The sequence below is a fragment of the Rickettsia endosymbiont of Villa modesta genome (assembly GCF_964026485.1).
Lineage (GTDB): Bacteria > Pseudomonadota > Alphaproteobacteria > Rickettsiales > Rickettsiaceae > Rickettsia > Rickettsia asembonensis.
Genome location: NZ_OZ032157.1, coordinates 161729 through 186175, shown reverse-complemented (window position 1 = coordinate 186175; position 24447 = coordinate 161729). Strand labels below are relative to the sequence as shown.

Genomic DNA, 24447 nt, shown 5'->3' with positions numbered 1-24447 from the left:
AATTCAATACACAATAATGCTATAAACTGTTTTCTGGATACCGCGGTCAAGCCGCGGTATGACAATTTTTACCCCCTATAAAACATCGCTATTACAAAAGCTACAATAGTCACAATGCAAAATGATTGCACTATTATAATCAATATATTACGTAATTTGTGACAACTTACATAATCCTCAATCACTACACGCATACCAAGCATTGCATGATACAACGAAATAGCCACCGTAATTAACAATGCTACTACGTTAAAAGGCTTTTTAAGCTCCCACATAATAATATTTATATCATTATTTTTGTTAGTTAGCGTAAAATATATTAACCATATAGAACATAAAGCTAATATAATTCCCGTTACTCTTTGCAATAACCAATGATGAGAACCGCTTTTAGCAGAAGCACTATTTTTTGCTTTTACAATTTCTGCTTTAAAATCATATACCATTAATTTTCTCTAAACATATTAAGCTGTCATACCGCGACTTGATCGCGGTATCCAAAAAACACATTATTAATAAAAATAATTTACTTTAAAAGTTCTTCATATAAAACACTCATTGTCATCCCGTGGCTTGATCGCGGAATCCAAAGAAATAACTAAAAATACTAATATTATTAGTATTTTTAACTGGATCCCGCGATCAAGTCGCGGGATGACACACTATTTATACTTTTATACCCATAGTAACATAGTTAATAATATAGCAAATACAACTACACACCAACCGGTGATATTAACTGCTTTTATAGAAAAGCCGTAACCGATATCCCAAAACAAATGCCGAATACCGTTGCATAAATGATAAAACCAAGCGTAGCTCATTGCTACTAAGCATATTTTTATACTGCAGCAATTAGCAAGTTGTAAATAATTATTATCATATTTACTAAGGATCAGCCACCATACCAAAATCGATACTGCAAAAAATAGAGCTACGCCGGTCATACGATGCAAAATCGATAAAGTAGAACTAATTTGCGGCTTATATATGCTTAAATGCGGCGAAGTCGGACGCTTATTATAAATTTCTTGTTTGGTTTTAGTCATATATTTCTAATAAATAAAAAAAGGTTATGTCATTCCCGCAAAAGCGGGAATCCAGCGTAAAGCAAGATAAATCGAGCTTTTAATTTCAAAAATTTGCTGTATTTATACTTTTTTTCTGGATTCCCGCCTACGCGGGAATGACATGCTACACCACTAGGTCAATGACATCTATCTCTGTAACCAATGCCCTTCAGCGGGTGACAAATTATCCGCAACTGCTCTCCTATCATCAAAGACGAAACATTCACCTTGCCATAAATTATTCTCATTTTGCGTATCTTCTAAATATTGCAGTATACCACCCTTTAAATGATATACCTCTTCATAACCTATACTTTTAAGTAAGCTGGTGGATTTTTCACACCTAATACCGCCTGTACAAACCATAGCAATTTTTTTACCTTTGAGCAATTCTTGATTCTGCTGAACCCAAGCAGGAAACTGCTTAAATGTTTTAGTATTAGGATTAATTGCCGATTTAAATGTACCTACCTCTACTTCATAATCATTTCTAGTATCTATTACTATAACATTTTGTTTGGTGATAAATTCGTCCCAATCTTTCGGCTCTATATATTCACCTTTAAATAAATCAACATTCAAATCTTCAACATTCATGGCTACAATCTCTTTCTTAAGCCTTATCTTCAGCTTTTGAAAAGGATGAACATCGCTATAATTTATTTTAACGTTAACATCTTTGGGAGAGGTTATCTTTATCAATTCTTCAAGTACAAGATTTACATTTTCGTATGAACCTGAAAAAGAACCGTTAAAACCTTCGTTAGCTAATAAAATAGTACCTCTAACATATTTTCTTTTACCAATAAGCAAAAGTTTCGGTATCAAATTCGCTGGTTCTTCTATATTAACAAAACTATATGCACTTAAAATTGCTATTTTTTCATTCATAATTATTTAGGTGTCATACCGTGGCTTGACCACGGTATCTAGTTAAAAATTAAAAAATATTGGATACCGTGGTCAAGCCACGGTATGACATTTAATCACACCACCGATAACGGCACGAATACACTTGTATCGCCCCTTTCAATCAAGAGCAAAATATTTTGCTTATTCGATTTTTTTGCATTTTCATATAATGCTTCTAGCTTACTTATATTGTCTATGCTTTCCTGATTAATATTGGTTATCAGATCGCCAATTTTGAAGCTACTTTCTTCTTCATCAATATTGGTTATAACTATTCCCGCTTTATCGCTCGGAATATTATATTGTTGTCTTAATTCTTCAGTCAAATTACTAAAAGTAATATTATTTTTAGTAATAGATAAATTACTTTCTTCTTTGTTTGTTATTTCTTCTTTATTGGTCTCTTCTGTAGAATCTTTGGTAACTTCTTCATTATCTGAAGTAATTTTAATAGGTAATTCAAGCTCTTTTTTCTCGCGAAGTATTTTTACTTTTACTTCCTGATCAATAGGAGCATCTGCAATAATTACACGTAATTTTTTAGTATTTTTAACCGGTATATCTGCAAACTCTATTATTATATCACCTGTTTTAATTCCTGCTTTATCACCTGGACCGTCTTCTTGTACTTTAGCTACTAACACCCCCCTAGTATCTTTAAGCCCTAACCCTTCAGAAATTTCCTCGGTTAAATCTTGTATTGTTACTCCAAGGCGTCCTCTACTTACTTTTCCATCTTTCTTAAGACGTTCGATTATGGGCTTTGCAGTATTTGACGGTATTGCAAAACCAATACCTATATTAGTACCGAGCGGTGAAAAAATTGCCGTATTTACGCCTATTACTTTCTGATCCAAATTAAACATAGGACCGCCGGAATTACCGTTATTAATTGCAGCATCCGTTTGAATAAAATTATCGACTATATTATCCGTATCTATATCGATATCCCGCCCTTTAGAGGAAATAATACCGCTTGTCACCGTACCGCCTAGATTACCGAATGGATTACCGATTGCAATAACCCAGTCTCCTACTCTTGCATCATTTGAATCTCCAAACTCAACAAACGGTAACGGTTCCTCACTATCTATTTTTAAGAGAGCTAAATCGGTTTTAGTATCGCTACCTATTAATTTAGCCGATAATTCGGTATTATCTGCAAGTTTTATATTAATTTTATCAACATTTGCAATTACATGATAGTTTGTCACTATTAAACCGTTAGGCTCAATAATAAACCCTGAACCAAGCGGAACGCTTTTAAGAGTTTGATCGACCTCTTCCAAATTCAGCGGTATATTAAGCTTTTCTAAAAAATCATTAATGACGTCTAAAGGCTTTTTTTCTTGCAGCGGATCTTTCTCAGCATTTTCCGACTTACTATTAACATATTCTATTGTTGAAATATTAACGACTGCAGGAATTAACGGCTCAACTATATCAGCAAAGCTATAACGGGCAGCTTCACTTACTTTTAAAGGAGCAGAATTTATTGCCGTAAATTCATTCTCTTCTTGCTCCGCTACTTTTAAAGATTTACTATTTTCTTTTGCTAGAACAATGTTACTTGATATTAAAACTATTATAACAAGAACTATTTTCAGATTCATCATACTACTTAGTTAAATTAAGGTATTTTAAAACTTCAGCCTCAGGTGAAATCACAAAATTAGTATCTTCTTTCTTTAAAGAATTTTTATATACTAAAAGTGATCTATAAAATTTATAAAATTCCGGATCGACGGAATAAGCGGAATTATATATTTTTGCCGCTTTCTCATCGCCGTCACCTTTGATAATTTGTGCATCTCGATAAGCTTTAGCAAGTATTATTTTACTTTCTTTATCTGCTTTTGAACGGATACGCACGCTTTCTTCCTGTCCTTCTGCTCTAATTTGGGTCGCTTCTTTTTCACGTGCCGTTTGCATACGGCGATAAATAGCCGCACTATTTTCTTTCGGTAAATCTGCTCTTAAAATTCTAACATCTACAACATCAATTCCAAAGCTTTTAGCTTCTCCGTCTACTTGATTTAAGATATTTAGCATTACATTACTACGCTCTTGACTTAAAAGACTACTTAGCGAAATTTTACCTATCACTTTACGCATTGACGATTCAAGATTACGAGTCAACCTAATTTTCACACCTTGATAATCATGTACCGTTTTATAAAACATTACGGGATTATTAATTTGGAATTTGGCATAAGCATCAACAATAACTCGTTTACCGTCGGTAGCCGTTAATTCTTTTGCCTCAACCTCAACATCTAAAAGACGTGTATCAAAAAATTCAACATTTTGAATAAACGGGATTTTAATATTTAGTCCTGGATTTTCTATAGTCCTAACTGCTTCACCAAACTGGAATACTACAGCAGATTGGCGTTGGTCAACTGAAAATAAGGAGCTAAAAATCAGTATCAGCCCAAAAACAATTGTAAAAATTATATAATAGATCTTATGTTGCATTTAATATTCCTTGTTGTGTTTTTATATTCTATGCTGTCATAGTGTCATCCTAGCTAACTTGATCGCGGGATCCAGTCTTTTTTATTTTTTTGGATACCGTGGTCAAGCCACGGTATGACAAATTGGATTCCCGCATACGTGCGAATGACATCGGTATCCACGCAGAATGCATAGTACACTACGGTTTAATAGCCATATGCGGTAGTAGTGCATTATTAATAATCGTTTTATTTGAACCGCCTAATATCTCTTCGACTACTTCTAAATATAACCTATCTCTAGTTACTTGCCTACCTATAGTATATTGTTTATAAATAGCATTAAATCTTTGGCTATCACCTTCTGCTTTTGATATAACTTCTTCTTTATAACCTTCTGCTTCTTGTATAATCTTTGCGGCCGCTCCTCTAGCTTCCGGCAAAATCTTATTATTATAGGCTTGAGCTTGATTTATTTCTTTCTCTTTATCTGCCTTTGAAGTTTGCACGTCTCTATAAGCGTCTATTACTTCGGCAGGCGGCTCGGCTTTTAATAATTGTACTTTCTCAATCATAACACCGGCATTATAACTATCCAGTATCTTTTGTGCTAATTTTTCTATTTTGTAAGTAATTTCTTGCTTTTGATCAGATAATACCCAAGAAATAGGAGTATTGCCTATTACTTCTCTAACAGCACTTTCTACTGTTGCTTTTACTGTTTCTTCAGGTCTTTGTACGTTAAAAATAAAATCTTCGAGGTTATTAATATGCCACATTACGTCACAATTTAAAGCAACGATATTTTCATCACCGGTAAGCATTATACTTTCACCGGCAATATTTTTAGTATTATCGCCACCGCTACGTGCCGAGCTATTTGTACGATAACCAATCTCAATTCGGCGTGATTGTTTAACTTTCTCAACTATTATCTTTTCAAAAGGGGCAGGCAAATGATAATTAAGCCCGGGGTAGCCCTTACGCACAAAACGTCCAAATCTTATTACCGCTGCTTCTTCACCTTCTTTTATTTCATAAATACCCGAAGCAAGCCATAAAGCAATCACTGCGACAACAGCTAAAATTATTGTTTTAGCATTGAAATTAAACTGGAATTGAAATTTATCAAAATTAAATTGATTTTTACGCGGTCTTGTGAATATGTTATCATCTTTATTAGCATCAAAATCTTTCCATGGGGATTTTTTTAAAATCGAGCTATATTTTTTACTAAGCATTTGCTTTTTTATATTATTTTAAGGATTAAGTGATTATATATATTATAGCATATAACGTCAAGTTACGAACTTAAACAGCCTTAAAAAGGAAATTTAATTATGGCGGATTTACACCAAAAGCAAATTATCGATAAACTTCAGCATATTATCTTTAAAGATGGTACTTTTTTAAATAAAGTTATATCGGATATTATAATTAAGGGTAATAATATAGGTTTTTCCATAGATATATCAGGTAAAAACAAGTTAGAAGCCGAAGAAATAAAAACTAAAGCAATTGATAAGCTTAATGAGATTTCGGAAATAAATAAAATAACAATTGTTTTTACCGAAAGTAAACCGATGGAGAAAAAAGCTCAAAAACCAAAATATTTTGTAGAAAACGTAAAAAAAATTATCTTAGTAGCGTCAGGTAAAGGCGGAGTCGGAAAATCTACAATATCGGCTCTTATTGCTCAGCAGTTAAGTCTAGAAAATTACCGCGTCGGGATAGTGGATGCGGATATTTACGGTCCATCAATTCCGCATATATTCGGCATTAACGAAGTACCGAAAACAACAGATGGACGAATAATACCGATAACGGTAAAAAGCATCCAAGTTATTTCTATAGGCTTTTTTGTTAAAGACCATTCGGCAATTATTTGGCGTGGTCCTATGGCTAGTAAGACCATTTATCAATTATTATCAGTAACAAAATGGGATAATTTAGATTATCTAATTATCGATATGCCGCCGGGAACTGGTGATATTCATTTAAGCCTTTTAGAGAATTATCATTTAGACGGCGTAATAATCGTAACAACACCGCAAAAAATATCAGAAATAGATGTAATACGTTCTATAGATTTATATCAAAAACTTAATTTACCTATTTTGGGAATAATTGAGAATATGAGTTATATGTTTGAAAATAATAGCGGCGAGCATTTATCGCAAAAATATAATATTCCCTTAATCGCTCAAATCCCGATTATGCCGCAAATAGCCGATGCTTGCGATAAATCACTACCTCTAACAGATTTATTAACATTACCTTTAAAAGAATATTTATCATGAAAATATGGGTTATTGCAGATGATAGAACAGGCAACACGCATCAGGCTATTGCACTTGCAGAAAAATTAACGGTATTATTGCATGGATCGAAAAACGCACCCGGTGTCATACCGTGGCTTGACCACGGTATCCAAAAAAAAATTAAAGAAGACTGGATCCCGCGATCAAGTCGCGAGATGACAACTGAAAAATCGATCCATACAACAACATCAAAATTAGCTACAGATTACACTTTAATTAAATTGCAATATAATTGCTTAGCTAAGCTACCGAATTTTTTACTAAAATATTATCCTATTCATATAAAAAGTGAGCTATTACAAGATATTATGGCAAAACCTTTACCTGACATGATAATTACCGCCGGCAGAAGAACGGCAGTTTTAGCATTTTATTTAAAAAAGAAATTTAAAGATATTAAGCTAATCCAAATAATGCAACCTAATCTTCCCTATAATGTATTTGATGCCGTTATTCTGCCTTATCATGATTCAAGTAATAGCCAAAATGTCATCCCGTGGCTTGACCACGGTATCCAAAAAAAAATTAAAGAAGACTGGATTCCGCGATCAAGTCGCGGAATGACAATTCCCATCAACGGAGCTATCAACAACGTAACCGAAAAGTTCACCGCCGCGAACTTTGAACTCCAAAAACATTATCCTGATCTTAAACATTTTATTGCCGTGATAATCGGTGGGAATAACAAAAAATTTAACTTCAACGAAGATGAAGCAGTTTTATTTTCTTCATTATTAAATAAAATATCTACTAATCAACAAATACCGTTTTTCATTAGTTTCAGCAGACGTACACCACAAGCTGTAAAATCAATTATTAAAAATAATATGCCGTCTTCTACAATTATTTATGACCCGAACGAAGACGCAGGCTATAATCCTTATATATTTATGCTTGCTAATGCAAAATATATAATCTCTACAGCCGACTCGATTTCAATGTGCAGTGAAGCAGCTTCAAGCGGCAAGCCTCTTTATATATTCTGCCCACCAAACTTTAATTCCTCAAAGCATAAGATTTTTATAAAGCAGTTAGTAGAGCAGAAAATAGCAAAAACTTTTGATGAGTCCGTAACAATGCTAGAAGAATATAGCTACCAACCTTTAAATGAAGCAGAAAGAGTAGCTAAAATTATTAAATCTTTAACCAAAAGCTGGTAATTATATGGATAAAGATATAAAATCATATATATTTATTGAGAAGTTAAAGTCTTTATCATTCGTTGAAGCAATATGGCTTTTCGGTTCTCGTGCTAGAGGGGATAACGATGAGCGTTCCGATATTGATATTGCAATTATCTGCCCTAATATTACAGATCAAGAATGGCTAAAAGTTATGGATATTATAGAGAATGCCGACACCCTTTTAAAGATAGATTGTGTAAGGTTTGAAAATACTAAAACAAGCTCTGAACTTTATGAAAATATATTAAAAGAGAAAAAAATTATATATGTCAAAAATAAACCTTAAGCTTGAAAAATTTCGTAAAGCTTTTATGACACTTGAAGATATCTATTTAAAACCGGTCACAGCAGATAGGGCTTATATTGATGCCACTATACAAAGATTTGAATTTACTTTTGAACTCGCTTGGAAGTTTTTAAAAGAATATTTTTCTCAAAAAGGCACAGTTCTTCACTATCCTAAAGAAGTGATAAGGGAAGCTTTTGTTAACGGTATTATAAATGATGAGAGTTTATGGATTTATATGCTTACTGATCGTAATATGACATCTCATACTTACGATAAAAAACTTGCCGATGAAATCTATAGCCGGATAAGAAATTATGTTCCTGAACTTAAGAAGTTACTAGATGCTATTGATTCAAAGACTTCATAATGCCTTGCAGTGTTTGAACTTCAGGGGAAGAGAGGCTATTGATACGTGTCAATATATTAGTGATATTTTGCTGCATAGCGGGCTTTTTGTCAGGAGCTTTGAAGAAGCCGGCTTTATCGAGTCTGCCGAATAAATTTGCTAAAAAATGTTCTATTTCTTCTTTAGTAGCTAATTTTTGAATATTGTATACTTCTTCAACATGAAGAGTTGTTAAAATGATTAGGAACAATGGTTTGAAAATTGTCATTTACCAATGAAGAAATTTTATTTTTATATTTTTCAGGGAGTGTTGAGCTATGAAGAGTAAAAGGTTATAATGTGATAAAAAAATAAGAAAGTAAAAAATGTCAGAGCATCAAATAACAATGGTCAGTTTAGATGAATTAGTTAGCCCGGAACATCAATATCGTAAATTTAAAAGTTAATTTAATTTCAAAGTAGTTGAAAGAGAGTTATTAGCGATAGAAACTGAAGCTAATTATAAAGGCTATGGAGCATTGAGGTTATTTAAATGTTTACTTCTACAATTTATGGAAGACTTATCTGATCGAGAATTAGAACGTTATTTCGCTGATAGTAATGCCGGCAAATGGTTTTGTGATTTTGCTCTTACAGAGACGACTCCAGATTATAGTGTGTTTAGTAAAATACGTAAGAAAATAGGTACTAACTTACTATCAAAAATATTTGCAAACTTTAGAGAACAACTACGAAAGCAAGGTTATATGAGCGAGGTATTTACCTTTGTAGATGCCTCTCATTTGATCTCAAAAGCTAGTCTTTGGACAGAACGTGATGAGTTGAGGAAGCAAAAATATGACAAGCTAAATAATGAGACTTTGCCCAAAGTTGCGAATGATAAACAAGCTAAAATTGGTTGTAAAGGAGGTAATAAGTTTTGGTATGGTTATAAAAAACATGTTAGCGTTGATATCCAATCAGGGATTATTAATAAGGTTGCAGTTACCTCTGCAAATGTTACTGATAGCAAAGGTTTTAAACACGTTATGCCACGCTCCGGTGCTGCATATGTAGATAAAGCATATTGTACAAAGTCTACCAAAGATACAGCAACTAGGCAAGAAGTGCATCTTTGTGCTGTAAAGAAAAATAACATGAAAGATAAAAATTTTGACCTTGATAACGCCAGTTTAGGATAAGAAGAGTTTAAGATTATCGAAAAAAGAGTTTAAAATATTAGTTTTAGTAATATTAAAAGCATTAACACAAGCTGGAATATGAACTAAAACATTAGTAGGTGCTCGATGCCTTGAGTGTTCAAGATTCATATTATTTTTTAGGACATTAAATACTGACTCAACCAACGACCTTTTTCTAAGCTGTATTTTATCTTCCATTTCCAATAAATGATTCTTCATATCTTTTCTAATTCCTGTAAATAAGCGTAATCCACGACCTAATAATTTAGTAAATATTTCCTTAGAAATATATCCCTTATCACCAAAGAGTTTACCTTGTAATCCATCAGTTATACTTCTTCAACATGAAGAATTGGTAGTATTAGATATTAATTATCCATAAGAACATTGATTATTCGCTCATCTAAATATTCATTTTCCAACTTTTCAAGTTAAAGAAGTATATAGCTAAAATAGGGATGAGTAGTTATGGATGGTTTATGGGGTTTAAGTTGCATATAGTAATTAACAATAAGGGAGCGATTATGGCGATCAAAATTACCAAAGCAAATAATAGTGATTTATCGGTAGCAGACGATATATACTTCTTTAACTTGAAAAGTTGGAAAATGAATATTTAGATGAGCGAATAATCAATGTTCTTATGGATAATTAATATCTAATACTACCAATTCTTCAGGTAAAAGAAGTATATTATCTAGGGAAAAAATATTTTATTTAGAAGTACCGACATATGAACATATAACATCAAGTCAAAATATTCAAGAAAAGTTCCGATAGACAAAATACCTAATGCTTGTTTTTGTTCTCTATTTAAACTTGTTTGTGCTTTCTCATAGCCGAACATAAATTCTTTATAAAAAATTAAATTGTAAAGAAATCTATACTGTTTAAAATAAAAGTCAATAGGGATTTTCGCTTTATACGATAAATAAAGAAATGAAGTGCAACTTATTATTAATTTATGTTATCAATTTTATAACTATAATTGAACTAGTTTAAAGTGGTATGCCCGTGTACCTGAGCATTCATCACAAGCCCAAAGCCGATTAGCATCGATACCATCATTGTTCCGCCGTAAGAAATAAACGGTAAAGGTACACCTACTACGGGCAGTAAGCCCATAACCATAGCTATATTAATAAATACGTGACTAAATAAAATTGAAGTAATACCTATTACCATTAATTTACTAAAAATCTCTCGGCAATTTGCAGCAATTAATAAAGAAATAGTTATAAGTGCAAAATATAATATTAGTAAAAACATTCCTCCCATAAAGCCGAACTCTTCGGCAAAGGTAGCAAAGATAAAATCTGTTTGATGTTCGGGAAGAAAATCTAAATGGCTTTGGCTACCTTGATTTAAACCGCGTCCAAATAGGCTACCTGAACCTATAGCGATTTTAGACTGAATAATATTATAGCTAGCACCGAGCGGATCATGTTCGGGATCTAAAAAAACCATTACCCGTTTTTTTTGATAATCATACATCATATTCCAAGCAATAGGGAGGCTAATAAGAGCAGCAAGACCTAGTATTATAAAATATTTTATTCTAAAACCCGTTGCAAAAAATATAATTGCCGAAACAATTAAAACAATCATTCCCGTACCTAAATCCGGTTCTCTAATTATTAGAAAAGCCGGTATTAAAACTCCTATAATCGGTATGATAACTTTATGGAATTTTGTTAGATCATCAATTGTTAGTGAATGGAAATACCTCGCAAGCATTAGTACAACGGCAATTTTTATCGGTTCGGAAGGCTGAAGCTTAACTATACCGATATCAATCCATCTTTTACCGCCCATAGCAGTTGAACCGAAAAGCTCCACAGCAACTAGTAAAGCGAGTACACAAAAATAGAAAATATATGATAATCTGAAGATTATATGCAAATCAATCAATGCAACAACAATAGCTAACGGCAAGAATATACAAAAATTTATAATTTGTTTGTAAGCCCAGGGTTGTAAATTACTATTCGCTGCAGAATAAAGCACAATGAAACCAATACAGCAAATTAAGCTAATTAGTAAAATTAAAGTAATCGGTAATTTTTGTAATTGTTCTAGATAATTTTTATGCATGGTTTTTGTATTAAGTAGAGGTATTTTATGTCATTCCTGCGAAAGCAGGAATCCAGTATTTTAAAGCTTTTTAAAAGCTTTATTTAAAAAGTAAAACTATATAAAAATCTTGGCTTCAAAGATTTTTTTAAAAGCTCAATTTATTTCGCTTTATGCTGGATTGTATCTTGAAGCAAGTATTGAAAAGAGTATAGAGTAGAAAATAAGGAGTGATACCGTTTAACTGGATGGATCATAAAAGATCGAAGGAATCTAGGTACACACCTCATAATCTACAAAGTGTTGTAGTACGAACGGTAGGATGGTCCTGAAGAGATCGAATTTACAATCCTGTAATCGCACTTTGAACAACGTTAACAAGGTATCAGAAATGACAGAAGAAAACAAGTTATTTATAGGTATAGATGTATCAAAAGCAACATTAGATATATCTATGAATAAAAAACATTATAAAATTAAAAATACAGATGAAGCAATAACTGATTTTATAAAATCAGTTATTGCTTCTAATAAAATTAAGCTTTGTGTATTAGAATCGACGGAAGGTTATGAGCGTCTTGTAATGAAGAAGCTTCAAGAGTGGGATATTGTGGTACATAGAACACACCCAAATAAGGTATATACTTCTTTAACCTGAAAAGTTGGAAAATGAATATTTAGATGAGCGAATAATCAATGTTCTTATGGATAATTAATATCTAATACTACCAATTCTTCAGGTAAAAGAAGTATACCACTAAATACTTTATTGCTATTTGTACGTTTTGTATGACATATCGATAATTTAGTTGAATCTATGCAATAAATTCCTGTTTCCTCTCCTCTAAATAGTTGCAACATTATAACCAAGCGGTAGAATTAATCTTGACCATAATTGTATTATTCGACTATAACTTGGTAATTTAAAATAACCTCTATATTTATATGATAAGTGATATAAATAATAATTCTTAAAATCTTTGCACGGCGATATATAAAAATATAATACGATAGTTAAAAGCTCTGAAAGGCTTAAATTCCCTTCTCTCCGGCGTTTTCTATCTGTTGGTATTAATTTTTGCTTCTCCCATTCTTCATATATTTCACAAAAATTGTCTAGTATATAAAATAAAGTTGTGATACATTTTTTCATTGTTGGGTTCTTGTTTTTTTGTTGAAAAACTTCAGTAACCCAACACTCTTAACTTGTAAATACTTTATTCTTATTCCATGCTTCTCTTCTTCCTTATCCTAAATTCGCGTTTTTACTCAATTATGAAAACAATACAAAGAATTGCAATATACGAAGATCAACTTCAAAAAGAGCAAGGAGTTCACAAGACGAGGAACGGAGCGTATACTTAATACGTGAGTACCGCAGTACTTGTAGAACGACGTAGCCAATTTTGAAGTTCATCGAGTATATCCTTTTAAAACCTCAAAATCCTGCCCTTGGAGAAAAAACTTTTCAGGTAATGTAATTTTTGCTACAAAATTCTTTACATCTTCGCTTTGTAAATAGATTGTAGCTTTAGCATTACTCCGGTCCCCATTATTAGTGCGAGCTGCAAGCAAGGTTACTATCTGCCGTAATTCTTCATGATTTTGTGGGTAAAGCTGTAGCTCAAATTGTTTATTATTAATTGCATCCTCAATTGATGAAAAGCTTTTTGCCGTTAGTTTTATTCCTCCTTCATCTTTAACTATATCACAATTAACGACTACCAAACTTTTAACATCGAGTAAATGTACATAATCTTTTAAAACTTCCTCACTAAAAATACTAAGTTCAAATATATTCTCAGGATCGGAAAGCACGAGCGTCATGAATCTACCCCTTGCCGACATACGAGAATCCTTTTTTTGTATTACACCGGCAAGATTTACTCGGTTAGTACCTTCAGGTAAATTATTATGCAAATCCGCACTATTTAAAATATTTAAACGACTAAATATTTCTTGATATTCCGTGAGAGGATGATTAGAGATAAATAAACCCATAGACTCAAATTCATAAAAAGCTAAAGTATTTTTATCGGCATAATCACTTGATACTAAAATAGTTGGACTTAAACTAGAAACTTTAATTAAACTAAATTGATTAGATTCTTGCTCTTCGTGATATGAAGTTGAATAAGCAAGCAATTTTGAAATACTTGAAAATAATTGCAATCGATTATCATGTAACTCATCAAAACAGCCTGATTTAATTAAATTTTCTAGTAATTTACTATTAATAGCTTTTGGCGGTAATCTTTCAATAAAATCGGTAATTGATTTAAACGCTCCTCTTGCTTTTCGCTCGTCCGTCACTAACTTACCGAAATTTGGCGTAACTCCCTTAATAGCCCCTAAGGCGAAGATTATTGCACTCTCGATGTCATCCCGCGACTTGATCGCGGGATCTTTTAAGTCTTTTTCCTGGATACCGCGGTCAAGCCGCGGTATGACAGGCTTTACACTATGCGGGATGGCAGTATCCGAAGACTTTACACTAAAATACCCTTCAGAAATATTAATATTAGGAGCAATAATTTTTATGCCGCTATCTTTTGCTTCTTGTAAAAATAAATTAATTTTATCATGATTATTTAATTCAAGATTTAAACATGCTACTAAAAACTCAGCCGGATAATTAGCTTTAAGATATGCGGTTTGGTATGAAATAACGCCGTAAGCTGCAGCATGTGCCTTATTAAAACCGTAACCTGCAAATTTAGCCACGGTTGCAAAAATGGATTTAGCTTGAGATTCCGAAATATTATTAGCAATTGCTCCTTTAACGAAGATTTCTTCCTGCTCCTCCATTTCTTTTTTTATCTTCTTACCCATCGCTCTACGAAGCAAATCAGCAGCTCCTAGCGTATAACCTGCAAGAATCTGAGCAATTCTTTGTACCTGCTCCTGATATATCACCACTCCATAAGTTTCTTCTAGGATTGGCTTTAATAGCTCATGTAAATAATTAGGCTGTTGTAATTTATGCTTACAAGCTATATAGGTAGGGATATTTTCCATAGGACCCGGACGATATAAAGCCCCAAGAGCTATCAAATCATGTATAGAATCAGGTTTAAGGCGTCTAAGTGCATCTTTCATCCCGATACTTTCAAACTGGAAAACGCCGACTCCTTTACCTTTACACAACATTTGATAAGTCTTATTATCATCAAAGGTCATGTTGTTAAAATCTACTTCTATCCCTTGCTCTTTAAGTAGTTTCTTACAATCGGTAATAACCGTTAGGGTTTGCAGTCCTAAAAAATCAAATTTAATTAAACCGGCAATTTCGGAATATTTCATAGAATAACCGACTACCAGCATATCGGAATTAGCATCTTTATATACCGGTACTATATCGACTAAATCAGTACCTGCTATTACGATTCCTGCAGCATGAGTTGAGGAATGCCTATGTAACCCCTCAAGAATTAACGAAGTATCAAGTACTAGCTTAATTAACTCCGCTTCACCCTCTAAATTATACAACCCATTACCTTTAGCGGCATTTGCAAGCTCCGGAACTTCACGCATCGCCTGTTCAAGCGTAACGGGATTAACCGCACTAAAAGGTACAAGCTCCGTTAGATAATCAGCGAATTTATAAGGTAAGCTAAGCACACGAGCAACATCCTTAATTACGGCCTTTGCCTGCATTTTACCGAAAGTTATAATCTGTCCTACTCTATTATTACCGTATTTAGAGCGCACGTAATTAATTACTTCTTCACGTCTTTCTTGACAAAAATCAATATCAAAATCAGGCATTGAAATACGTTCAGGATTTAAAAATCTTTCAAATAATAAGCCGAATTTAATCGGATCGAGATCAGTAATAAGCAAGCTCCAAGCAACAACCGAGCCTGCTCCCGAGCCTCTACCCGGTCCAACTAAAATACCCTCTTTTTTACTCCATTTAATAAAATCGGACACAATCAAAAAATAACCGGCAAAATTCATATTACAGATAATATCCAGCTCATAATTAAGACGAGCAAAATATTCGGTTTTCAATTCTTCTTGATTCTGCAGTGGAATATTTTCAGATTTAAACTTTGTAGCAAGCCTTGCAAGCAACCCTTCTTTTGCATCTTTTCTAATTAAATCCGTTTCACTAATATCTTTGGTGGCAAAATTAGGCAGCATCGGCGGGTTTGCATGTGCTGCAAAATAACAACGCTCTCTTAAATTCACGGTATTTTGGATGGCACTAGGTAAATCAGAAAAAAGCTCTATCATCTCATGCGGTGATCTAAAATAACAATTTTCACTAACTGTTTTACGATCAGTATATTCTTTAGTAACACCGGCTGATATACATAATAATACATCATGTGCATCATGCATACTTTTTTCGCTAAACAAAACTTTATTAGTAGCAACAAGCGGAATAGCAAGCTCGGCAGCAATTCTAATATAACTATCTTCAATAAACTGTTCTTCCGGTAGATCGTGTCTCATAATCTCAAAGTAAAAACGATCTCCTAAAATTTCCTGTAATTTACGTGCAAATAGCATCGCTTGCTCTTCGCACCGAGCTAGCAAGCATTTTCCGACAATACCGTCGGTATAACAGCATAACGCTATTAATCCCTCTTGATATTCAATTAAATCTTCAAAATCAATGTGATCGCATAGCTTACGATCATTTTTAGTAAAAGTAAGGCTTGATAGTTTGAGTAAATTTTTATAGCCGGTTTCATCTTTAGCTATAAGTAAAATTTGAGCAAAAATATCTATATCGTATTTTATATTTAGAATAACTCCGTGTATCGGCTGCAGTCCTTTTTTTACTGCATATAATGCAAATTCTAACGAGCCGAATAAATTTCCCTTATCTGCCAAACAAATAGCAGGCATTTTATTTGATGAAGCAAGCTCTACTACTTTCTCGATTGTTAATGCACTTTCTAGAAAAGAATAAGAGCTTTGAGTTCTTAAATGAATAAATTCAGGTCGCATTTTTTATTAATGTTAAATTTTATTGTCTTCATGACACTGTGTCACCTAGTTAGCTTGACCACGGGGTCCAGTCTTTTTTAATTTTTTTTGGATCCCGTGGTCAAGCCACGGTATGACACCGGGTGTGTTTTCCGTTCCATACACCAAGGCTAAATCTTACTCCCGACTGCATAATATCTAAAACCGATTTTTTTCATTGCTTCATTATCTAGTATATTTCTAAGGTCAATGATTATCGGGGATTTTACTAAATCATAAATTCCTTGCCAATTAAGTTCTTTGAATTCTAACCATTCAGTTGCAATAACTATAATATCTACTGATTTACAGGCTTCAGCTACCGAATCTAAATATAGCAAATTTTTATGTTCTAAATTCTTTTTAGCATTTTCAAGACCGATAGGATCAAATGCTTTAACATATACATCTTTATTTAATAAGATCTTTACAATTTCGATGGCAGGACTTGCCCTAACATCATCTGTTTCTGCTTTGTATGTTAAGCCTAAAATTGCTATATTTTTACCTTTTAAATCTCCGTCTAACAAAGTAGCTATTTTATCTACCATATTACTTGGACGCTGCTTATTACTTTTAATTACTGCCTTAAGAATTTTACAATCGATATGATGGTTTTCTACAAGGTTATTTAATGCTAGGATATCTTTTGGAAAACATGAACCGCCAAAACCCGGTCCTGCATTTAAAAAATTTTGACCGATTCTTTGATCAAGTCCTACACCTTTAGATAAATCTTTAATATTACCGCCGATTTTTTCACATAAATCAGCCATCTCGTTAATAAAAGCAATTTTGGTAGCTAAAAAGCTATTGGAAGCATATTTAATAAGCTCGCTCGTCACTAAATCGGTAACCACGAACTTTGCACCTTGTTCTATTAAAGGTGCATAAATTTTTCGCAATATTTCCTCTGATTCTTTATTATTTACCCCGATAACTATACGATCAGGATATAAAAAATCTTCTACCGCACTGCCCTCTCTTAAAAACTCAGGATTAGAAGCAACATTAAATGAAAAGCCTTTTGATTTTAAATAAGCTATAATATTACTGCAACTATCAGGCGGAGCAGTAGATTTTATGACTATTAAACAATCTTTATTTATATGCTCGGAAACTTTATCAATAGCATCATAGACATATTTTAAATCTGCTTCTCCCGACTCTTTTGAAGGTGTACCGACCGTAATAAATATTGCCTCGGCATTTTGAAGTTCATTATTATAAATATTTGTAAATTTTAACCTATTAGCTTCTAAAGCTTGCTTAAGATACTCATCAAGTTTAGCTTCATAAATCGGTAATATTTGCTTATTTAATTTGGATATTTTAACCTCATCATTATCAAGACAAGTAACATTATGACCTAAATAGCTCATAATAATACCTGAGACCAATCCCACATATCCGCTACCGATAAATGTAATATTCATAATTTTTTGTGATTTTTATATTAAATTTTTAGATTATACGCTATATTCAACTAACGTGACAAGCCTAAAGCTTTTATCATATTTCAATAGATTTACAAGCTCAAATGAATTTTATTAAAAAAACCTTTATTAGTATTTTTATAATTCTAATTTCATTATCTTTGGCTATAACTCTGACTGTTTATAGTGCAAATAAAGGACACTTAAATGAACCTTTGAAAAAAATAATTGAATTTTATTTAAGTAAAAATGATATAAAGGCTGTACTACATAATTTAGGATTTAAAGAAAAACGATTATCCATAGATAAAATTTCCTTAAGTCTTATAGATAATGCTAGAGGAGAAATTAACGATTTTAATCTTTTCTTTAATTTCAAAAATTTCTTCTCTAATTCGTTAATAGAGGCTAATTTTAATATTGATAAAATTTCCGTAATCTCAAATAACGATGAAGAGATTATAAACACTTCAACAACCGGTGATTATTCGTTAAATATAATTAAAAAAGCTTCCCTAACCGACATACGACTAACTTCAATAAAAAGTGATATCTTAACCGATGAGCAAGGAGCGGACTTACCTCTAGGAAATGCTTTATGCTCATATAAAACCGCCTATTCTAAAGATAATCCAAAGACCGTTAATTGCAAACTTACCTTTGGGGACAAAGCTTTTTTATCACTAAGCGGTATAATAACCGATAAAAATATCGATGCAAGTGCAGCTGCCACAAATATGCCTTTAATAATTTATCAAACAGTCGAAAAAATTATTCCGGATAACCCTATAATCTCATATTTACGAGAACATATAAAACAAGGTTACATCCAAAACGGAGAATTAAATATTAAATTAGATAAAATATTTTTTAAAAAAAATATTTTAGTAGAAGATAATTTAAAAGCAAATTTACATATCTCGAATTTTGAATATAAATATCATACAGATTTACCGCCTTTGACTAAAGTTGATACTAATATAATCATTTCAGGACCGGAAATAAAATTTCTAATTAATGAAGCATATAGCGGTAAAAGCGTTGTTTCAGACGGTATTATGACTTTCAAATGGGAAGGACCGGATAAATCACAATTTGTTTTTAATGCTACTGCTAAAGGTGAAATTAACGACTTAATTGCCTTTGTTCCAAATGATGCCTATCAAAATATTAAAGCTCAAAATATTGATCTTAAAAAAATCAAAGGAACGGCAAATTCAATAATAGAGCTAATAATTCCTATTAGCCCAAATATCCCTAATAGCTATAATGTTTTGTCGACATTAACAAATATCTCTTTTAACACCTTAGACAATAATATCCTATTACAAAACGGTGAAGCCAAAGGTAGCTTTAAAGACAACAAACTAAATATTAACGGTAAGGGTAAAATTAATAATTATGCAAGCAGCTTTACTTATGATCATGATATATCAGATAAAAATAATGAGTGTTTACTTAAAATAAAAAGTAATATTACGGCAAATAATCAAAGATTTGGAGTATTTAAATTAATTTCAGGCAGCAGCATTTTAAATTTTGAGTATACAAAACAGCATAATAATGAGAGTTTTATTACCGTTAATTCTAATCTTGATAATTTAGAATTCTATATAGATAAAGTATCTATTCATAAAAAATTATATAAAAAAGCTAATTTATATTTATATACTAAATTAAATGATAAAAATTTCGATAGAAATATTGAATTTAACCTGTCGGGGCAGGATAATCTAAAAATTAACGGTAATGCCCTAATTAAGAAAAATATTTATACTATTAATCTAGCCTCTGTTAAACATAATCATACGGATTTAAAAGGAAAAATAATCATAGATAACCATAATCTTAATACGGAACTTTATGGAAGCGGATTAGATTTATCAAATGCTAATATGATGCAGTTTTTAGAAAAAGAGGGAGATTCTACACGTAATATTAATTTAAAAACTAATATATCAAAAATAATTTTAAAGAATAATATAATTCTAGGTAATCTTGATTTAGCAATTAAATGTGATAAAGTACGGTGTTTTTCCGGTTTTCTAAATGCTAATATCGATAATAAAAAAGTTAAGATGTCGCTTACTGCTAAGGACAGTTTTGAACAATGGCTAATTGAATCCGATAATGCCGGAGCATTACTTAAGGGCCTTGGAATGTATACCACTATGCAAAACGGTCAGATTAACATCAACTTAAATACAAGAAGATATGAAGTAAAAAAAGGGGAAATAGTGCCGATATTAGACGGCAAATTTTCTATAAAACATTTTACGGTAGTCGATACTCCTTTTTTAACACGGCTTGTTTCCTTTGTTTCGTTGCCGGGTTTTATTAGTTCAATAACTAATAATAAAAATATTTTATTTGAAGATATGACCGGTAAATTTAATTATAGAGGAAATATAATTACAATTTTCGATACGGAAGCACATGGACCGTTCTTTGATTTTACTATGAAAGGTAATATTGATACCAAACAGCAATTAATTACGGTTAAAGGAAATGTTATTCCTTCCTTTTTCTTAATCAGCACTATTGTAACTAAAATACCGGTAGTCGGTAAAATATTTTCCAAAGTAGCACCTTACTCCTTAAAAATGAACTATAAATAGTTATATTCCGTGTACAAAAAATTATATTTAATCGGTATTTTACTTTTAGGCTTAATTTCCGGTCTTACGTTTAATTTAATTTTTTTCACAATTCCATATCAATTATCCGAAGCAAAATACACCACTGATATAATAGGTTCGATATCACTAGCTGCTTTTCCGTATTGCTTAAAGGTCATATGGTCACCTTTTATAGATAAATACTCTATACCTTTTTTATGTTCTAAATTCGGTCATAGGCGTGGCTGGGCATTGGTATCACAAATATTTTTAATCCTAGCGATGACGGGGTTCTTAAACATAAGCCCTTGTAATAACTTATATATTACTGCAATTATCTTATTTATTATTTCATTCTGCAGTTCTACGCAGGATATTGTACTTGACGCATATAGAATTGAGAGACCTATATCTAAAGAAGAGCTTTCAATGGCTTTTACCTTTAGTAGCATAGGGTTTCGTTTAGGTATGTTACTTGGCAGCGTCGGTGCTTTATATTCATCAATTATTTTCGGCTGGGATACAGTATATAAATTTGCTTTATTTATTACTGTAGTGGGTCCTATAGTAATCTTATGTATCAAAGAACCAAAACCTAAAGAAAAACGTCATACGACTACTAATTTAATAGGATTGCAACAATATTTTGAAGTTATTAAAAAAAGTATTATCTCCTTAAAAAATGAACAACAATATTTATTGCTAATTATATTGTTTGTCTTTTTATATAAAGCTGCGGATTCTATACCTATGGCTATGAGTTCGCCTTTATTTCTAGATTTAAGTTTTACTACTCATGAAATTGCCTTTATTTACAAAGCCTACGGGTTACTGATCATGATCGTCGGAGGAGCTTTAGGCGGCGTTTTAGCTACAAAAATGGGTATATTTCATAGTGTCTTAATTGGTGGAGTTATTCAATTATTGTCACCCCTTATGTTTATGATTCTTGCTACTATCGGCTATGATATAAGGATATTTATAATAACCGTTACAGTACAAAACTTTTGTGCAGGCTTTGCAGGAACTATTATCTCTATCTATTTTGCTAGCCTTTGCAATAGTGAATTTGTTGCCACGCAATATTCTATTATTGCATCTTTTAGCTCTCTTAGCCGTATTATTCTAGCTAGCCTTGGCGGTATTTGTGCAAAATATCTTACTTGGTCTGTATTCTTTTTAGGTAACACTCTGTTTAGCATGTTATTTATACCGATATTTTATAAAATATATAGAAAGAAACTAGACTTTGTGAATATTTCTAAAAAGATATGACAATTATTAAAAAAGGTTTATAATATTGATATATACTTCTGCGAAATGAAGAGTCAAAATTTTTATGAAATTATATAGTTTTCAAGAACATTTATTAGAATTAAAAATAAGACTTCTTAGAATATTTACTGCTTTTATAATTATATTTGCTATTTGCTATTATTTTAGCGACAATATTTATAGTTTTTTATTAAAACCGCTTGCTAAGCTAAGCGGTGATACAGTACGAAATATAATTTATACAGGGCTTACAGAAGCATTTTTTACCTATATTAAACTTGCAGCTTTTACTGCTTTTACTATTATTATACCTATAATTGCTTTGGAGTGTTATTTATTTATCAGCCCAGGGTTACACCGCCATGAAAGAAAAATTATCTCTTTTATTCTTTTTATGTCGCCTATTTTATTTTGGTGCGGTAGTATTTTTGTTTTTTACTTTGTAATGCCGAAAGCTTGGAATTTTTTTCTTAGTTTTGAAAAACGTGATATGATAGTACCGATAGTTTTGGAAGCAAGAATTAGCGAGTATCTAAATTTAGTTATTCATTTAATTATTGCTTTTGGAGTTGCTTTTCAACTACCGGTTGTGCTAATAATATTAAATATACTAAAAATAGTTAAGGTACAAACACTTAAGCAAAAAAGACGCATTGCCGTGGTAATTAACTTTATTATTGCAGGAATATTAACGCCTCCTGACATTTTAAGCCAGTTTGCTCTTGCAATACCGCTACTTTTATTATATGAAACTTCAATAATGATATGTAATTTTATAGAAAAACCGAGGACACTAAATGTTAAATATCAAATGGATTAGAGAAAATCAAGAATTATTCGATGAAAAGCTTAGCCAAAGATTTATTGAACCTATGTCTAGTAAAATTGCTATGCTCGACGGAGAGAAAAGAAAAATTACGAGTTTAATTCAAGAATTTCAGCATGCACGTAAGGTAAAATCAAAGATTTTAGGTAATATGGCCTCTAAAAGCGGCGAAGAGTTTGAAGGGCTACAAAGAGATGTCAAACATATAAATGAGAAGTTGGAAGAACTTGAACAGGATCTAAATAATAATAACGAATTAAATGAACTATTAAATATGCTTCCTAATATTCCGGACGAAGAAGTACCTTACGGAATGGATGAAAGTATGAATAAATTAGTTCGTACTTACGGAGAGACAAATCCGAATGCTTTGAATAAACAGCATTTTGAACTAGGTACAAAATTAAATTTAATGGATTTTGAACAAACTGCTAAAATTTCTGGAGCTAGATTTGTAACGTTAAAAGGTGATTTAGCAAAGCTAGAACGTGCTTTAATTAACTTTATGATTGATGTTCATACTAAAGAGTTTGACTTCTTTGAGATATCACCTCCGGTATTAGTTCGAGATAATGCTATGTATAATGCAGGACAACTACCTAAATTTGCCGAAGAGTCTTTTGCAACAACAAATGGTTATAGACTAATTCCAACCGCAGAAGTATCTTTAGTAAATATAGTCGCCGATACTATTATACCAAAAGAAAAATTACCGATGCGTTATGTTGCTTACACCCCGTGCTTTAGATCAGAAGCAGGTAGTAGCGGTAGAGATACAAGAGGTATGATTAGATTACATCAGTTCGGTAAAGTTGAGCTAGTATCTATTACTACCCCTGAAGAATCAAAAAATGAGCATGAATATATAACTAATGCATCAGAGACTATTTTACAAAAACTGAATCTTCCTTATCGTGTTATGTTACTTTGCACCGGAGATATGGGATTTGCAGCAAAAAAAACCTATGATATAGAAGTATGGCTTCCGGGACAAAAGCAATATCGCGAAATTGCTAGCTGTTCTAATTGTGGAGATTTTCAAGCACGTAGAATGAAAGCAAGATATACGGAATTCGGCAGTAACGAAACTACCTTAGTTCATACTTTAAATGCTTCAGGATTACCTATCGGAAGAACTATGGTTGCAATACTTGAAAATTATCAGAATGAAGATGGATCAATAACTATACCTGATGTCTTGATAAATTACATGGGAGGGTTACAAAAAATCACTACATATAGTGAATAATTGTTTATTAAATATAAATAATAAGGTAAAGTTTTGTGATATACTCGTTTAATTTGAAAATTGGCTATGTAGTGTAGAAGATGCGGTTGCATGAGTTGATTTTTCCGTTGTCACCCCGTGGCTTGACCACGGGGTCCAGTTTATAATACTAAAAATTAGTATTGTAAGTTTTTTGCTGGATACCGTGGTCAAGCCACGGGGTGACATAGTATACAAAACGATAATTTAAAT

21 protein-coding genes and 6 pseudogenes are annotated in these 24447 nt (G+C 32.2%); 12 read left to right on the top strand and 15 right to left on the bottom strand.

Annotation, left to right across the window (positions count from 1 at the left end):
• Positions 1–68: 68 nt before the first annotated feature.
• Positions 69–446 carry a succinate dehydrogenase, hydrophobic membrane anchor protein gene (gene sdhD, locus AC5584_RS01025; protein WP_499216563.1) on the bottom strand — a complete coding sequence of 126 codons (378 nt, stop codon included), beginning with the start codon at positions 444–446 and terminating at the stop codon, positions 69–71.
• A 112-nt stretch (positions 447–558) separates the two neighbouring features.
• Between sdhD and AC5584_RS01020 the strand changes: the two genes are divergently transcribed.
• Positions 559–762, top strand: coding sequence for a hypothetical protein (locus AC5584_RS01020; protein WP_499217101.1), 204 nt, complete (start codon positions 559–561; stop codon positions 760–762).
• Here the strand turns inward: AC5584_RS01020 and sdhC are convergent.
• The 5 genes from sdhC to hflK all read right to left on the bottom strand — a co-directional run bounded on the left by sdhC (position 675) and on the right by hflK (position 5679).
• Positions 675–1049, bottom strand: coding sequence for a succinate dehydrogenase, cytochrome b556 subunit (gene sdhC / locus AC5584_RS01015; RefSeq protein ID WP_499216562.1), 375 nt, complete (start codon positions 1047–1049; stop codon positions 675–677). The two genes, AC5584_RS01020 and sdhC, sit on opposite strands and share 88 nt — an antisense overlap.
• 168 nt (positions 1050–1217) lie before the next feature.
• Positions 1218–1961: an oxygen-dependent tRNA uridine(34) hydroxylase TrhO gene (gene trhO, locus AC5584_RS01010; protein ID WP_499216561.1), complete on the bottom strand. Its 744-nt coding sequence runs from the start codon at positions 1959–1961 to the stop codon at positions 1218–1220.
• Positions 1962–2056: 95 nt separating this feature from the next.
• A complete protein-coding gene (locus tag AC5584_RS01005; RefSeq protein ID WP_499216560.1) occupies positions 2057–3598 on the bottom strand; it encodes a Do family serine endopeptidase in 1542 nt (513 codons plus the stop codon).
• Between the two features lies 1 nt (position 3599).
• On the bottom strand, positions 3600–4460 hold the full coding sequence (hflC, locus tag AC5584_RS01000) for a protease modulator HflC (protein WP_499216559.1): 861 nt from the start codon (positions 4458–4460) through the stop codon (positions 3600–3602).
• 178 nt (positions 4461–4638) lie between these two features.
• The gene (hflK, locus tag AC5584_RS00995) at positions 4639–5679 is read right to left on the bottom strand and encodes an FtsH protease activity modulator HflK (RefSeq protein WP_499216558.1); all 1041 of its coding nucleotides are present in this window, start codon (positions 5677–5679) and stop codon (positions 4639–4641) included.
• A gap of 99 nt (positions 5680–5778) precedes the next feature.
• Between hflK and AC5584_RS00990 the strand changes: the two genes are divergently transcribed.
• Genes AC5584_RS00990 through AC5584_RS00975 form a run of 4 tightly spaced genes read left to right on the top strand, consistent with a single transcriptional unit; the run spans position 5779 to position 8599 of the window.
• Complete coding sequence (locus tag AC5584_RS00990) at positions 5779–6738, top strand: Mrp/NBP35 family ATP-binding protein (protein ID WP_499216557.1); 960 nt, start codon at positions 5779–5781, stop codon at positions 6736–6738.
• The gene (locus AC5584_RS00985; RefSeq protein ID WP_499216556.1) at positions 6735–7919 is read left to right on the top strand and encodes a mitochondrial fission ELM1 family protein; all 1185 of its coding nucleotides are present in this window, start codon (positions 6735–6737) and stop codon (positions 7917–7919) included. Before AC5584_RS00990 ends, AC5584_RS00985 begins: the two co-directional genes overlap by 4 nt.
• Positions 7920–7923: 4 nt before the next feature.
• Positions 7924–8229: a nucleotidyltransferase domain-containing protein gene (locus AC5584_RS00980; RefSeq protein ID WP_499216555.1), complete on the top strand. Its 306-nt coding sequence runs from the start codon at positions 7924–7926 to the stop codon at positions 8227–8229.
• Entirely contained in the window at positions 8210–8599 is a 390-nt protein-coding gene (locus AC5584_RS00975) for a nucleotidyltransferase substrate binding protein (RefSeq protein ID WP_499216554.1), read from the top strand. The genes AC5584_RS00980 and AC5584_RS00975 overlap by 20 nt, the downstream gene beginning before the upstream one ends.
• Here AC5584_RS00975 and AC5584_RS00970 read toward each other — a convergent pair.
• A pseudogene (locus AC5584_RS00970) lies at positions 8577–8795 on the bottom strand (RNA methyltransferase); the annotation flags it as partial. The gene AC5584_RS00975 and the pseudogene AC5584_RS00970 overlap by 23 nt on opposite strands.
• 265 nt (positions 8796–9060) lie before the next feature.
• Between AC5584_RS00970 and AC5584_RS00965 the strand changes: the two are divergent.
• Positions 9061–9759: a transposase gene (locus AC5584_RS00965; protein WP_499217074.1), complete on the top strand. Its 699-nt coding sequence runs from the start codon at positions 9061–9063 to the stop codon at positions 9757–9759.
• Here AC5584_RS00965 and AC5584_RS00960 read toward each other — a convergent pair.
• Positions 9751–10092: pseudogene (locus AC5584_RS00960) on the bottom strand (transposase); the annotation flags it as partial. The gene AC5584_RS00965 and the pseudogene AC5584_RS00960 overlap by 9 nt on opposite strands.
• A gap of 110 nt (positions 10093–10202) precedes the next feature.
• Here AC5584_RS00960 and AC5584_RS00955 point away from each other — a divergent pair.
• Positions 10203–10325 (top strand): annotated as a pseudogene (locus AC5584_RS00955) (transposase); the annotation flags it as partial.
• Between the two features lie 134 nt (positions 10326–10459).
• Here the strand turns inward: AC5584_RS00955 and AC5584_RS00950 are convergent.
• Both AC5584_RS00950 and rodA read right to left on the bottom strand, forming a co-directional pair.
• A pseudogene (locus AC5584_RS00950) lies at positions 10460–10606 on the bottom strand (MFS transporter); the annotation flags it as partial.
• Between the two features lie 146 nt (positions 10607–10752).
• On the bottom strand, positions 10753–11853 hold the full coding sequence (gene rodA, locus AC5584_RS00945; protein WP_499216553.1) for a rod shape-determining protein RodA: 1101 nt from the start codon (positions 11851–11853) through the stop codon (positions 10753–10755).
• A 370-nt stretch (positions 11854–12223) separates the two neighbouring features.
• Here rodA and AC5584_RS00940 point away from each other — a divergent pair.
• Positions 12224–12475: pseudogene (locus tag AC5584_RS00940) on the top strand (IS110 family transposase); the annotation flags it as partial.
• Positions 12476–12588: 113 nt separating this feature from the next.
• Here AC5584_RS00940 and AC5584_RS00935 read toward each other — a convergent pair.
• The 4 genes and pseudogenes from AC5584_RS00935 to AC5584_RS00920 form a co-directional block, all read right to left on the bottom strand.
• A pseudogene (locus AC5584_RS00935) lies at positions 12589–12985 on the bottom strand (transposase); the annotation flags it as partial.
• A gap of 260 nt (positions 12986–13245) precedes the next feature.
• Positions 13246–16794 carry a DNA polymerase III subunit alpha gene (gene dnaE / locus AC5584_RS00930; RefSeq protein WP_499216552.1) on the bottom strand — a complete coding sequence of 1183 codons (3549 nt, stop codon included), beginning with the start codon at positions 16792–16794 and terminating at the stop codon, positions 13246–13248.
• Between the two features lie 45 nt (positions 16795–16839).
• Positions 16840–16938 (bottom strand): permease, encoded by a 99-nt coding sequence (locus AC5584_RS00925; RefSeq protein ID WP_410526464.1) that lies wholly within the window; start codon positions 16936–16938, stop codon positions 16840–16842.
• Positions 16939–16943: 5 nt separating this feature from the next.
• Positions 16944–18248: a UDP-glucose dehydrogenase family protein gene (locus AC5584_RS00920; RefSeq protein ID WP_499162514.1), complete on the bottom strand. Its 1305-nt coding sequence runs from the start codon at positions 18246–18248 to the stop codon at positions 16944–16946.
• A 104-nt stretch (positions 18249–18352) separates the two neighbouring features.
• Between AC5584_RS00920 and AC5584_RS00915 the strand changes: the two genes are divergently transcribed.
• The 4 genes from AC5584_RS00915 to serS all read left to right on the top strand — a co-directional run bounded on the left by AC5584_RS00915 (position 18353) and on the right by serS (position 24216).
• Complete coding sequence (locus tag AC5584_RS00915) at positions 18353–20866, top strand: transporter AmpG 3 (RefSeq protein ID WP_499216551.1); 2514 nt, start codon at positions 18353–18355, stop codon at positions 20864–20866.
• 9 nt (positions 20867–20875) lie between these two features.
• Complete coding sequence (locus AC5584_RS00910) at positions 20876–22141, top strand: MFS transporter (protein ID WP_499216550.1); 1266 nt, start codon at positions 20876–20878, stop codon at positions 22139–22141.
• 64 nt (positions 22142–22205) lie between these two features.
• Positions 22206–22961, top strand: coding sequence for a twin-arginine translocase subunit TatC (gene tatC / locus AC5584_RS00905; protein WP_499216549.1), 756 nt, complete (start codon positions 22206–22208; stop codon positions 22959–22961).
• A complete protein-coding gene (serS, locus tag AC5584_RS00900) occupies positions 22939–24216 on the top strand; it encodes a serine--tRNA ligase (RefSeq protein ID WP_499216548.1) in 1278 nt (425 codons plus the stop codon). Before tatC ends, serS begins: the two co-directional genes overlap by 23 nt.
• A 48-nt stretch (positions 24217–24264) precedes the next feature.
• On the opposite strand, the gene AC5584_RS00895 is transcribed toward serS, so the two are convergent.
• Complete coding sequence (locus AC5584_RS00895) at positions 24265–24423, bottom strand: hypothetical protein (protein WP_499216547.1); 159 nt, start codon at positions 24421–24423, stop codon at positions 24265–24267.
• Between the last annotated feature and the right edge of the window lie 24 nt (positions 24424–24447).